Origin of the sequence: Streptomyces sp. PsTaAH-124 (assembly GCF_000373685.1) — a bacterium.
Classification (GTDB): Bacteria; Actinomycetota; Actinomycetes; order Streptomycetales; family Streptomycetaceae; genus Streptomyces; species Streptomyces andamanensis.
The window spans coordinates 216,941-229,787 of record NZ_KB892162.1 but is presented as its reverse complement, the minus strand read 5'-3'; the positions used below and the strand labels follow the sequence as shown (position 1 = coordinate 229,787).

Here is a 12,847-nt window from a genome sequence, read left to right as displayed (position 1 = left end):
GCGCCCCGAAAGGCGCACACCCCCAGTGCGGTGAGGAGGTGCCGCGCATGCTGCGCCATGTGACACGCAAGGCGGCGGGCTGGCTTCTGATGATCGCGATCGCGACCAACGCAACGTATTTCCTGGCGAGTTGGTTTCTCGACCCGCGTTCGAACTACCGCGAGCTGCGGCCCGTGCGCACCGAGGAGCAGATCGACCGGGCCCTCGCGCCGTACAACCTGGACCCCCGGGTGCCGCTCGTGCACCGCTGGTGGGACTGGCTCACCTCGGTCACCCTGCACTTCGACTGGGGCACCTCGCCCACCGGTGTCCCCGTCAACGGCGAGGTCGGCTACCGTGCCCTCGTCAGCGCGGAACTGGTCGTCGTCGCGACCGTCCTGTCCGTGGTGATCGGCGTGGCGCTCGGCGTCCACACCGCCGCACGCCAGTACGGCTGGGCGGACCGGGTGACCCAGGCCCTGTCCGTCCTCGTGTTCAACATCCCCACCTCCGTCGCCGCCCTCGCCGTCGTCTTCGTCGCGATCTGGCTGAACCAGCACGCCGGACTGCACTTCCTCTACGTCGCCGGTGAGAACTCACCCGACGTACAGGGGCTGCTCCCCACCCTGGGCGACCGGCTGCTGCACCTGATCCTGCCGACCCTGACCCTCACCCTGATGGGCTACGTCGGCTACCACCTGACCCAGCGCTCCCTGCTTCTCGACACGATCGACGCCGACTTCGTGCGCACCGCACGGGCCACCGGACTCACCCGCGCCCAGGCCATCCGCAGGCACGCCCTGCGCTCCGCGCTCATCCCGACCGCGGCGTCCGTGGCGTTCGGCGTCCCGGCCATCTTCACCGGCGCCGTCATCACCGAGACGATCTTCGGCTGGAACGGCATGGGGCGGTACTTCGTCCAGACCATCGGCAACAACGACGTGCACGGCACGGTCGCCACCGCCGCCTTCGCCGCGGCGCTCACCGCCGTCGGCGCGATCCTCGCCGACCTCGCCACGGTCTTCCTCGACCCGAGAGTGCGGGTGAGCTGACATGTCCACCGATGCGACTCCCGGCCCGGCGGCACACCCGGCCCCCGCACCGGGGCCCGTACCGGCGACCGGCCCGAGCGGGCGGCGGCGCACACCGCGCGGCACACCCGGCGCGGACCGGCCCGCACACCTCGGCCTCGGCCGCCTCTACCTGCGGCGCTTCCTGCGCAACCGGCTCGCCGTCGTCGGCGTGCTGATCCTCCTGCTGCTGGTGCTGTTCAGCGCCCTCGGCGGCCGGTTCACCCCCTACAGCCACACCGACGCCGACTTCGCCGCGCTCACCCGGCCGCCGAGCGCCCTGCACTGGTTCGGCACCAACCAGGGCGGCAACGACATCTACGCCTGCGCCGTGCACGGGCTCCAGCGCTCCCTGACGATCGCCGTGAGCGTGTCGGTGCTGACCATCGCGCTCGCCGCGGTGATCGGTTCCGGCGCCGCGTACTTCGGCGGCCGGGTGGAGCGCGCGACGCTCGCCGTCATCCACTTCCTCCTCGTCGTGCCCTCGTTCCTGATCCTCGCCCTCGTCTCGCACCGGCTGGCCGGCGACTGGCGCGTCCTGATCGTCGTGCTGACCGTGTTCGGCTGGATGCCGACCGCACGGATCATCTGGTCCGTCTCGACGTCCCTGCGCGAACGGGACTATGTGAAGGCGGCCGAATTCATGGGGGTCGGCCCGCTGCGCGTCATCCTGCGCCACATCATCCCCAACCTCGGCTCCCTGCTGATCGTCAACCTGACCCTCGGTGTCGTCGCGACCGTCCTCAGCGAGACCGCCCTGTCCTTCCTCGGGTTCGGCGTGCAGACACCGGACGTCTCCCTCGGCACGATGCTCGCGGACGGCGCGGGCACCCTCACCAGCGCACCGTGGCTCTTCGCCTTCCCGGCGGGGCTCGTCGTCCTGCTCACCGTGTCGATGACCTTCATCGGCGACGGACTGCGCGACGCCCTCGACCCCACCTCGGTGACCGGCTCGGCAGGAGGCCGACGATGACCCTCGCCACCCCCTTGCCCGCCCCGGCACCCGCCGCCGGGCCCGTCCCGGTCCTGTCCGTACGGGACCTGCGCGTCACCTTCCCCTCCGAGGCGGGACCGGTCGAGGCGGTACGCGGCGTCAGCTTCGATGTGCTGCCCGGCCGCACCCTGTGCGTGGTCGGCGAGTCCGGGTCCGGCAAGTCGGCCACCGCCATGGGCATCATGGGGCTGCTGCCGCCCGCCGCCGAACTGCGCGGACAGGTACTGCTCGGCGGACAGGACCTCGTCGGTCTCGACGACCGGGCGCTGTCGAAGATCCGCGGCAACTCCATCGGTATGGTTTTCCAGGACCCGCTGTCCGCCCTCACGCCCATCTACTCCGTGGGCAGGCTGCTCTCCGACGCGCTCCGCGTCCACCAGGACCTGACGAAACGGGCCGCCTGGGAACAGGCCGTCGCCCTCCTCGACCTCGTCGGCATCCCCGACCCGCGCGGCCGGGCCGGCGCCTTCCCGCACGAGTTCTCCGGCGGCATGCGCCAGCGCGTCGTCATCGCCCTGGCCATCGCCAACCGGCCCGCCGTGCTCGTCGCCGACGAACCCACCACCGCGCTCGACGTCACCGTGCAGGCCCAGATCCTGGACGTACTGCGGCTGGCCCAGCGGGAGACGGGCGCCGGGCTCGTCCTCATCACCCACGACCTCGGGGTGGTCGCGGGACACGCCGACGACGTCGCCGTCATGTACGCGGGCCGCTTCGTGGAGCACGCCGGCGCCGGAGAACTCTTCCGGCGGCCGAAGATGCCGTACACCGCGCGGCTGCTGGCCGCCGTACCCACCGTCGACGGCGGCACCCGCCGCCCCCTGGTCCCCATCGGCGGGGAACCGCCCGCCCTGGTGGGACTCACCGGCGGCTGCCCCTTCGCGCCGCGCTGCGCCGTCGCTCTCGACACCTGCCGCACCGCCGAACCGGAGCTGCTCCCCGTCGCCGGGCACGGCAGCGCGGCCTGCCTGCGCGCCGCCGAGATCGCCGACGGCTCCCTGGACCCCACCGGCGGCGCCGCGCCCGCCGACACGCCCGCCGCCCCGAACCCGACCGCGACCGGTGAGGTGGTGCTCCGGGTCGAGGACCTGGTCAAGACGTTCCCGGTCACCAAGGGCGCCCTGCTCAAGCGCCGCGTCGGCACGCTGCGCGCCGTCGACCGGGTGGGCTTCGAACTACGCGCGGGGGAGACGCTCGGCCTGGTCGGCGAGTCCGGCAGCGGCAAGACCACGACCCTGCTGGAGATCCTGCGGCTCGCCCGGCCCGAGGGCGGCCGCATCGAGATCGGCGGCACCGACGTCGCCACCCTCGACTCCCGTGGCCGTGCACGGGAGTTGCGGCGGGACGTGCAGATCGTCATGCAGGACCCGATGGGAGCCCTGGACCCCCGGCTGCCCGTCTTCCACTCGCTGGCCGAACCGCTGCGGGCGACCGGCCGCGACCGCGACTCGATCCCCGCCCGGGTCCGCGAACTCCTGCGTCTGGTGGGCCTGGACGACACGGTCGGCGACCGGTTCCCGGCCGCGCTCTCCGGTGGCCAGCGCCAACGGGTCGGCATCGCCCGCGCCCTGGCGACCGAACCGAAGCTGCTCGTGCTCGACGAACCGCTGTCCGCGCTGGACGTCTCGGTACAGGCCGGCGTGATCAACCTGCTGGCCCGGCTCCAACGGGAACTCGGGCTCGCCTACCTGGTGGTCGCCCACGACCTCGCCGTGGTCCGGTACATCGCCGACCGTATCGCGGTGATGTACCTGGGACAGATCGTCGAGACCGGGGAGACCGAGGCCGTCTTCGCCGGGCCGCGGCACCCCTACACCCGGGCGCTCCTGTCGGCGGTCCCGGTCCCCGACCCGGAGCGCGAACGCACCCGCGAACGCGTCGTGCTGGAGGGCGAGCCGCCCAACGCGGCCCAACCGCCCGCCGGTTGCGTCTTCGTCGACCGCTGCCCGCTGTACCGCCTCGCCGACGAGGAACTGCGCCGGCGCTGCCGTACCGAACGTCCGGCCCAGACCCCCGCCGCCGACGACCCGGGCCACCGCTACGCCTGTCACGCCGTCTGAGCCCCCCCGGCGGCGGGCATCCCGCCCGCTCTCCGAGTCCTGACCCGGCACGCCGCCCCGCGCCCGTCACCGGCGGCGCCGCGCCGTGCCCTCACCCACCCCACTCCCCGAAGGAAACACCCCGCCATGCGCGCAAGACTGGCCCTGCCCGTCGCCCTGATCGCCGCCGTCACCGTCACCGCGTGCCAGTCCGCCACCGGCACGGACTCCGCCGCCCCGGGCGCGAAGAACAGCCCCACGGCCGCCTCGTCCGTCGCCGACTACAACCCGGTGCCCTACGACCGGATCAAGGACGGCGGCAGCTACACCACGGTCGGCACCTTCGACGACCAGGGCAACCCCTTCCATGTGAACTCCACACTGACCGCGTCCCGCGTCTGGGCCTGGTACAACGCCGTCGCGATCACCTACTCGCCGACCGGCGAGGTGCAGTACAACCCGGACTACTTCAGCGAGGTGAAGGTCTCGGTGAGCGGCGGCGACCAGAAGGTCGTGCTGACCATCAACCCCAAGGCCGTCTTCAACGACGGCACCCCCATCGACTGGACCGCCGTCAAGGCCACCTGGCAGGCCAACAACGGTTCCGACAAGTCCTTCTCCGCCTCCTCCACGGACGGCTACTCCCAGATCACCTCGGTCGTCGAGGGCGCGGACGCCAAGCAGGCCGTCATCACCTTCAAGGGCGTCAACGCCTCCTGGTCCGCCCTGTTCACCACCTTCCTGCACCCCAAGGCAGCGACCGTCCAGAACTTCAACAACGCCTACGTCAAGAAGGCGCACCCGGAGTGGGGCACGGGCCCCTACACCGTCGGCACATGGGACACCCACTCCGGCAACATCACCTTCGTACGCAACCCCAAGTGGTGGGGCAAGAAGGGCAAGCTCGACAAGCGCGTCTACGTCAACCTGGAGTCGGCCGCGGCCGTCAACGCCTTCAAGAACGGGCAGCTCGACTACGTCGCCGTCGGCGACGCCGAGAGCCTCAAGCAGATCAAGGGACTCAAGGGCACGGAGATCCGCAGCGGCGGCAGCCCCTTCGAGTACTCGCTCTACTTCAACACCAGGTCCACCGTGCTCGCCGACCCGGCCGTGCGCAAGGCCATCGAGGAGAGCATCGACCGCGCGCAGATCGCGAAGATCCAGTTCCAGGGCCTGGACTACACCGAACCGCTGCCCGGTTCGGCCATCCTCTACAGCTTCCAGAAGAACTACCGGGACAACGTCTCCGCCGTCCTCAAGTACGCGCCCGACGAGGCCCGCAAGGCGCTCGACGCGGCGGGCTGGAAGCCCGGATCCGACGGCATACGCGCCAAGGACGGCAAGAAGCTCGAAGTCGGCTACACCCTCCTCGGCGACGACGCCCTGGGCAAGGCGACCGCCGGCGCCTTCGCGGCGATGCTGAAGACCGTGGGCGTCCGCCTCGACATCAAGAAGGCCGACGAGTCGGAGTTCTCCGGCATCCTCAGCGACCGCAAATTCGACCTGTTCCTGTCGGGCAACCGCTCCATGGACCCGTTCGGAGCCCGCTACCTGTGCGACTTCTACTGCTCCGACCGCGACTCCAACCTCACCGGCGCGGGCTCCCCGGCCCTCGACAAGGAGATCCGCTCCGTCGCCCAGGTCGCCGACCTCACCGCGCAGGCGAAGAAGGCCAACGAGGTGGAACGCCGGGCGCTCCAGCAGTACGCCTTCCTCCCGCTGTTCAGCGGCCCCTCCACCTACGGGGTGAAGAAGGGCCTGGCCAACGTCGGCGCGACCATCTTCCACAACCCCCTTCCGGAGACGGTCGGCTGGCAGAAGTGACGTACCGCCGGGGACGGCGGGCCGTGTCCCGGTCCGCCGTCCCCGGCCCGCTCCTCGGCGCGCGTGCCCGCACCCGCGGCCCTGACCGCGCCGGGCGGCTCAGCGGCGCAGCCGGTACCCGGTCAGCCGGGAGCGGGCCGCACCGGCGCTGATGCCGAGCCCCTGGCCGACCGTCTCGGCCGACAGCTCGTCCGCCTCGGCGGCGTAGGCGGCCTCGTGGCCGATGTCGCGCGTGAGCTGCTCCAGTTGCCGCACGGCCCGCAGCGCCGCCACCGGAGCCTGGTCGACGAGCCGGGAGAGCCGCGCCTCCAGCCGGACCAGGGTCTCCGCGATCTCCTCCGGAACCGGCACGGCCCGGCGGTCCACGGCGTCGATGTGCGCGGACCAGTCGTCGTGCGCCGCACCGACGTCCAGGTCCTCCAGCCCGCCGTCGCCGAGGTCGTCCCAGTCGACGGGATGGTCCGGGCCGCGCCAGTCGCACGAGCACGCCGCCCGGTAGGCCGCCGCCCTCGGCCTGCCCCACTTGCCGCTGTAGGCCCACCACTCACTGGTCTGGTACATGTTCGTCCCGCTGCCGATGTCGATGATGACCGGCTTCGGTTCGCTGCCGTCGGCCAGGACCGCGCCGACGTACCCCTCGTGGGACGCCTCGAACTCCTCCGTCTGCCACACCACGACCGTCTCCCTCCCTCGCGTCCCGCCGGGCCGGCGGGACCGCGTCCGAACCAACGAGGATGCCGCAACCCGGCCGCTGCCGCCGGGGAGTCGGCGACTCGCCCGGCTGAAACCCGCGGCTCGGGTGAAGCAGGCGGCCCGGACCGCACGGGAGTTCACTCGGACGACGGCACCGGGTGCGCGGCGCGGGCACGCGCGCGGGCGCGCACACCGGCGACCGTGGCCGAGCGGGTGAACGCGGCGGTGACCTCCAGCAGCCAGGCCGCCTCCGCCTCGACGGTCCGGGGCAGCGGCACCGGCGCACCGCCCGCGCCGCCGCGCGCCGGGACGGCCTCGTGCGGCCGGTCCGCGCGCTTGTGCTCCAGGGCGGCGGCGATGACCGCGGCCTCCACCACGGCGTGCCGGTCGAAGGCGTCCTCAGGTCCGGCGGCCCGTGCCAGGGCACGCACCACCTCCTCCGGCAGACCGGGCTCCTGGTGGGGGCGGAGCGCCAGGTGCGCGTCGCGGATCTCGATGACCCGGCGGTACAGCGCGAACTCGGCGTGCCGCGGCCCCCGGCGCCACACCGCGGCCGGCCCGTCGAGCGCTATCTCCGGGAGCACGGAGTGCAGTTCGGCCCAGAGCGGCTCCAGCGCCCGGTAGGTGCGGCGGGCGCGCAGCCAGCGCAGCGGCGCGGTCAGCCGGCCGCCCCACAGACTGGTGGTGGCCCCGCCGGTGGCGAGCAGCGCGGTCACCGCGCCCAGCACGGCGGAGACGAGGTCCTCACCCAGCCCCTGTTCGCCACGGGACAGATCGGACGCCACGTCGTTGAACGCCCACAGCGTCCACAGCGCGCCGGACGCGGCGGCCAGCATCATCATCCTGAGCCCGGCCCGCAGCGGTTGGGACGTGGTCCGGCGGGCGTGCCGGGCGAGGGCGCGGACCAGGACGAGCAGGCAGAAGCAGCCGTAGCAGGCGAACACCGCGTTGTAGGCGGCCAGCGCCCAGCCCCGGTCCGCCCGCAGCACGTCCCGACCGGCGTCGGTCGTCACCGCCGCCAGCAGGAAGAGAACGGCCGAACCCGCCTGCACGGCCCCGGCGATCAGGAGCTGGCGGCGTCTGCGGCGCCGCGCCGCGTCCGGATCGCGCTCCGATGCGGTGAGGGCGTGGGCGACCAGCACCAGGAACGTCAGGGCTGCGGTCTTCAGTTCGTGCGTGACCAGCAGGTCCGCGTAGTGCCGCGGCAGGAGGCGGCTCACCGCGTCGAGGGTCGCCCGCGCGTTGAACAGCAGTGCCGTGCCCAGACACCACGCGAACCCGGCGACATGGCGCTGCGCGGGATCGGCGCCGTCGCCGCGGGTGGTCCACAGCCGGTGCCCGGCGAAGACGAGCAGGACGGCGGCGGCCAGATAGACCGCGAGGTCAGCCACCGGCGGGGCCGTCCGGGGCGCGGCGCTCCCGCCGGGGCCGGACACCGGACGCGCCGCCGGGCGGCCCCGGCGGCGGCGCCCCGAACAGCGAACGCAGCCGGGCCTCGTCCTGCCCGGCCGGGACGGCGGTGTCCGTGCCACGCTCCAGGCGGGCGGCGCGGTTGAGGATCAGGGAGGCGACCAGTTCCGCCTCGGCCTCCTGGGGCAGCGTGTAGACGGTGCGGCCCAGGACCCGTTCCACCAGGGCGGCGGGCAGGTGCGGCAGCAGCAGTTCGGCGGCGGCCGAGGCGGCGGGGGAGGTCTCGTGGTGCCCGCAGATGAGGTGGGCGGCCTCGTGCAGCAGGATGTGCTGCTGGTGCAGGGGAGTGGTGTCCGCTGCGTACACGATGCAGTCGGCGCGGTCGGTCGTGATCAGCAGCCCGCAGGGGGTGTGCGGGCGGTAGGCGACCGGCATGAGCCGGATGGCGCGGCCGCGTTTCCCGGCGAGCAGCGCGATGAAGGCGCCGGCGTCGAAGGGGGTGGGCAACTCCAGCCCTTCGACCAGGCGCGTACATCGCCGCCACAACCGTCTGCCGCTCCGGTCCTCCCCCACGAGCCACCCCTTCTCGCGCCCTCGCCGCGGTCCGTCCCGGCCGGTCAGCCGGTGGTGCCGTCCCTGGTGTCCGGCGCGGTGCCACCCCGGTCACGGTGGCCGCCGGCGGCCTGTTCACGGCGGGCGAGCACATCGATCATGTCATTGATCGTGTCCACTCCCTCGGGGGACAGGTTCACCGCCCGCAGCGCGACGCTGCGCACCCCGGCGTCCCGCATCGCGCCGAGCAGCTCCAGCTCCTTGGCGATGGCCTCGCCCTGCTCCTCGTCGAAGAAGTACGCCACCGGCACGTCGAAGAACTGCGCCAGTGCCTCCAGATGCCGCTTCGTCGGGTTGTCCCGGCGCCCCGTGCGCAACTGCCACACGTACGTCGCCGAGAAACTCGCGCCGGTGGTCTCCCGGCATGCCCGAGCGACCTCCTCGTTGCTGAACTGCTCCCGGTTGGGCCGCCGTACGATCCGGAACAGCGCCTCGATCCGGTCGGCCAGGCTTGCCGGAGCGGCCTCGGAGCCGGTCATCCGCACCCTCCCCTCCCTTGAGCCGATGTGGGATGTACCGCGTACGCGTGAATCCTAGCCGCCCCCGTGATCCGCCGGCCGGGTACGTGGACGTGGTGGCGCCTGGCCTCACCGGGCGGAACGTGCTCGGGTGGTGCCGTGCCCGGCCGCCCCGTCCGTCCCGGATCCGGGAGGCCGCGTACGGCGGACGGCACCCGCCCCGCCCGCCCGGCGCCCGCAGGAAGAGCGACATGACACGTCAGCAGCGCGCCGCCCCCGGCCCTCCGTCCGGCGTCGTCATCGTCGGCGGCGGAGCGGCCGGACTCAGCCTCGCCCACCGGCTGGCGGCCGCCGCCGTCCCCGGTGTGACGCTCGTGGACGCCCCCGCCGGACCGCTGACGCCGCCCGAGCGGACGTGGTGCTACTGGGACCGGGGCAGCGGCGACCTCGACGAGGCGGTCAGCGCCTGCTGGTCCCGGCTGCGCGTCCACGGCGCCGACGGCCGGGCCGTCCTCCTGGACCCTGCCCCGCTGAGCTACCGCATGCTGCGCTCCACCGACTTCGAGCGGCTGGTGCACGCCCGGCTCGCCCGGACCCCCACCGTGCGCGTCCTGCGGGCCACGGCCCGCACCGTCCGCGACACCCCCGGCGGCGCCGAGGTGCGCTGCACCACGCCCGACGGGCGGACGCTGTCCCTGCGCGCCCGCCATGTGTACGACTCCCGGCCCCGGCCCGTCCTGCCCCCGGCCCGCACCCATCTGACACAGCACTTCCGCGGCTGGTTCGTCCGCACCCGGACCGCCCGCTTCGACCCGGCCGTCGCCGACCTGATGGACTTCCGTGTGCCGCAGCCGCCGCACGGGCTCGCCTTCGGCTACGTCCTGCCCCTGGCACCCGACCGGGCGCTCGTGGAGTACACCGAGTTCTCCCGGACGCCGCTGACCCGTGCGCGGTACGAGGCGGCGCTGGCCCACTACAGCGAGACCGTCCTGCGGCTCGGCCCGCTCACCGTGGAGTCGGCCGAGCAGGGCGCCATCCCCATGACCGACGGCCGGTTCACACGCAGAGCGGGAGACGCCGTGTTCCGGATCGGGACCGCGGGCGGCGCCACCCGCCCGGCGACCGGCTACACGTTCGCCGCCGTGCAGCGGCAGACCCGGGCCATCGCCGCCGCCCTGCGCGCGGGCCGCGCGACCGCGCCGCCGCCGCACCGGCGGCGGGCCCTCGCCATGGACGCGGTGCTGCTGCGCGCCCTGGACACCGGGCGGATCGACGGCCCCGGCTTCTTCACCGGCCTGTTCCGCCGCGTCCCCGCCGAACGCCTGCTGCGCTTCCTCGACGGCACCACCACCCCCTGGGAGGACTGGGGAATCGGCATACGCACCCCCGTGGTCCCCATGCTGCGGACCGCCGCCGAACTCCCCTTCCTGCCCCGCCGCCCCCCAAGCTCCCCACCGAGCGGAGAGAACCACCGATGACACTGCTGCGCGACCACGACCTGGCCCGCGCCTTCGACCACGCCGCGCCCGCCTACGACCGCCTCACCGCCCTCAACCCCGGCTACCGCACCGACCTCCTGCGCTCGGCACGCCGGCTGCGGCTGCCCGCGGGCGGCGCCGGACTGCGCGTACTGGACCTCGGCTGCGGCACCGGCGCCTCCACCCGGGCGCTGCTGCGGGCCGCGCCCCACGCCCGGATCACGGCCGTCGACGCCTCCTCGGGGATGCTGCGGCGCGCTCTGGCCAAGCGGTGGCCGGCCGGAGTGCGCTTCCGGCATCTGACCGCCGAGGAGGTGGCGGCGGCCGGGGAGGGGCCGTACGACGCGGTGTTCGCCGCCTATCTGTTCCGCAACGTCACCGACCCGGACGGCGTCCTCGCGGCCGTGCGCTCGCTGCTGCGCCCGCACGGCCGGCTCGCCGTCCACGAGTACAGCCTCAGCGGCTCGACCGCCCACCGCGCCCTGTGGACGGCCGTGTGCCGGGGCGTCATCGTCCCCGCGGGCACCCTCACCGGCGACCGCGCGCTCTACCGGCATCTGTGGCGCAGCGTCCTGGACTTCGACACCGCGCCCGCCTTCGGCGCGCGGCTGGCGGCGGCGGGGTTCACCGATGTCCGCGCCGTGCCCGTCGCCGGATGGCAGACGGGCATCGCGCACACCTTCCTGGCCCGCGCGGGGGCCGCCGCACCGGCGGCGGGCGCCCGGTGAGCGCGGCAGGCCGCACGGCCCGCCGGGGCCGCGACCGCAGGGCCGAGACCGTGCCGGCCGCGCCCGGCCGGGACCGCTTCGGGAGCGGGGACGCGCCCCGCGTCGCCGTGGCCGGCGGGGGCGTCGCGGGACTGGCCGCGGCCACCCTGCTGGCCGAACGCGGCGCCCGGGTGACCCTCTACGAACGTGAGCAGTCCCTCGGCGGACGCCTCGCGGGCCGCCGCGTCCGCCTCGCCGACGGATCCGCCGCGACCATGAGCCGCGGCTTCCACGCCTTCTTCCGCCAGTACTACAACCTGCGCGGCCTGCTGCGCCGCACGGACCCCGGCCTCGACCGGCTGCGACCCCTGCCCGACTACCCGCTGCGGCACAGCGGCGGACTGACCGACAGCTTCGCCCATGTCCCGCGCACCCCGCCGTTCAGCGCGCTCGGCTTCGTCGCGCTGAGCCCCACGTTCGGCTGGCGCGACCTCACCGCGATGGACGCCAGGGCCGCGCTGCCGCTCCTGGACGTCCGGGTGCCCGAGGTCTACGCACGCTTCGACGGCATGAGCGCCACCGCGTTCCTGGAAGGGGTCCGCTTCCCCGCGGCCGCGCACCACCTCGCCTTCGAGGTGTTCTCCCGCAGCTTCTTCGCCGACCCGCGCGAACTGTCCGCCGCGGAACTGCTGTTGATGTTCCACATCTACTTCCTCGGCTCGGCCGAGGGCCTGCTCTTCGACGTGCCCACCGAGCCGTTCCCCCAGGCGCTGTGGGAACCCCTCGGCGACTACCTGCGCCGCCTCGGGGCGGACCTGCGCCCCGGCACGCCCGTACACGCCGTCCGTCCCGACGAGAGCGGGGGAGTGGAGGTGCGGACCGACCGCGGCACGGACCGCCACGACGCGGCGGTGCTCGCCCTCGACCCCGGGGCGCTGCGCGACCTGGTCGCCGCGTCACCCGCCCTCGGCACCCCGGCCTGGCGCGCGGACATCGCCGCCCTGAGCACCGCGCCGCCCTTCCTGGTCTCCCGGCTCTGGCTGGACCGCCCGGTCCGCGCCGACCGCCCCGGATTCCTCGGCACCAGCGGCTACGACGGCCTCGACAACATCAGTGTCCTCGAACGCTACGAGGGAGAGGCCGCCCGCTGGGCCGCCCGGACCGGCGGTTCGGTCGTGGAGCTGCACGCCTACGCCGTCGCCCCGGGCACCGGGCCGCAGGACATGCGGCGGCGGCTCGTCGACGGCCTGCACCGCGTGTACCCGGAGACACACCGGGCCCGCGTGGTGGACGCCCGGCACGAGTGGCGCTCCGACTGCCCCTTCTTCCCGGTCGGTTCGCACGCCCGCAGACCCACCGTCCGCACCCCGCACCCGCGGGTGACGCTGGCCGGTGACGCGATCCGCTGCGACCTGCCCGTGGCCCTGATGGAACGCGCCGCCACCACCGGCTTCCTGGCCGCCGGTGCCCTCCTCGCGGCCTGGGGCGTGCGCGGCCAGACGCTGTGGACGGTCCCCCGGGCCGGCCGCTCACCCGTGCTCAGGGCCCTCTGCCGGGCCGGGAGGCGCTGACCGTCGGGCGCG

General features: G+C 74.0%; 11 protein-coding genes. 7 read left to right on the top strand and 4 right to left on the bottom strand.

Annotated elements, in window-relative coordinates:
* Positions 1-47 precede the first annotated feature (47 nt).
* From B086_RS0109380 to B086_RS0109365, 4 genes are all read left to right on the top strand, one after another.
* A complete protein-coding gene (locus B086_RS0109380; RefSeq protein ID WP_018566158.1) occupies positions 48-1,031 on the top strand; it encodes an ABC transporter permease in 984 nt (327 codons plus the stop codon).
* 1 nt (position 1,032) lies between these two features.
* The gene (locus B086_RS0109375) at positions 1,033-2,022 is read left to right on the top strand and encodes an ABC transporter permease (RefSeq protein WP_018566157.1); all 990 of its coding nucleotides are present in this window, start codon (positions 1,033-1,035) and stop codon (positions 2,020-2,022) included.
* On the top strand, positions 2,019-4,103 hold the full coding sequence (locus B086_RS0109370) for an ABC transporter ATP-binding protein (protein WP_018566156.1): 2,085 nt from the start codon (positions 2,019-2,021) through the stop codon (positions 4,101-4,103). Before B086_RS0109375 ends, B086_RS0109370 begins: the two co-directional genes overlap by 4 nt.
* 126 nt (positions 4,104-4,229) lie before the next feature.
* Positions 4,230-5,906 carry an ABC transporter family substrate-binding protein gene (locus tag B086_RS0109365; RefSeq protein WP_018566155.1) on the top strand — a complete coding sequence of 559 codons (1,677 nt, stop codon included), beginning with the start codon at positions 4,230-4,232 and terminating at the stop codon, positions 5,904-5,906.
* Positions 5,907-6,005: 99 nt separating this feature from the next.
* Here B086_RS0109365 and B086_RS0109360 read toward each other — a convergent pair whose 3' ends face one another.
* The 4 genes from B086_RS0109360 to B086_RS0109345 all read right to left on the bottom strand — a co-directional run bounded on the left by B086_RS0109360 (position 6,006) and on the right by B086_RS0109345 (position 9,100).
* Complete coding sequence (locus tag B086_RS0109360) at positions 6,006-6,581, bottom strand: hypothetical protein (RefSeq protein ID WP_018566154.1); 576 nt, start codon at positions 6,579-6,581, stop codon at positions 6,006-6,008.
* Positions 6,582-6,736: 155 nt separating this feature from the next.
* Entirely contained in the window at positions 6,737-7,990 is a 1,254-nt protein-coding gene (locus tag B086_RS0109355) for an MAB_1171c family putative transporter (protein WP_063746770.1), read from the bottom strand.
* Positions 7,983-8,582 (bottom strand): ParH-like protein, encoded by a 600-nt coding sequence (locus B086_RS39640; RefSeq protein WP_199790729.1) that lies wholly within the window; start codon positions 8,580-8,582, stop codon positions 7,983-7,985. The genes B086_RS0109355 and B086_RS39640 overlap by 8 nt, the downstream gene beginning before the upstream one ends.
* Positions 8,583-8,626: 44 nt before the next feature.
* Positions 8,627-9,100 (bottom strand): helix-turn-helix domain-containing protein, encoded by a 474-nt coding sequence (locus B086_RS0109345; protein WP_018566151.1) that lies wholly within the window; start codon positions 9,098-9,100, stop codon positions 8,627-8,629.
* Positions 9,101-9,330: 230 nt separating this feature from the next.
* Here B086_RS0109345 and B086_RS0109340 point away from each other — a divergent pair, with 230 nt between their 5' ends.
* The 3 genes from B086_RS0109340 to B086_RS0109330 are packed head-to-tail and all read left to right on the top strand — an operon-like array spanning position 9,331 to position 12,835.
* Positions 9,331-10,557, top strand: a complete 1,227-nt coding sequence (locus B086_RS0109340) for a lycopene cyclase family protein (RefSeq protein ID WP_018566150.1) — start codon at positions 9,331-9,333, stop codon at positions 10,555-10,557.
* Complete coding sequence (locus tag B086_RS0109335; protein ID WP_018566149.1) at positions 10,554-11,285, top strand: class I SAM-dependent methyltransferase; 732 nt, start codon at positions 10,554-10,556, stop codon at positions 11,283-11,285. Before B086_RS0109340 ends, B086_RS0109335 begins: the two co-directional genes overlap by 4 nt.
* Complete coding sequence (locus tag B086_RS0109330) at positions 11,282-12,835, top strand: FAD-dependent oxidoreductase (RefSeq protein WP_026252256.1); 1,554 nt, start codon at positions 11,282-11,284, stop codon at positions 12,833-12,835. The genes B086_RS0109335 and B086_RS0109330 overlap by 4 nt, the downstream gene beginning before the upstream one ends.
* The last annotated feature ends 12 nt before the right edge of the window (positions 12,836-12,847 follow it).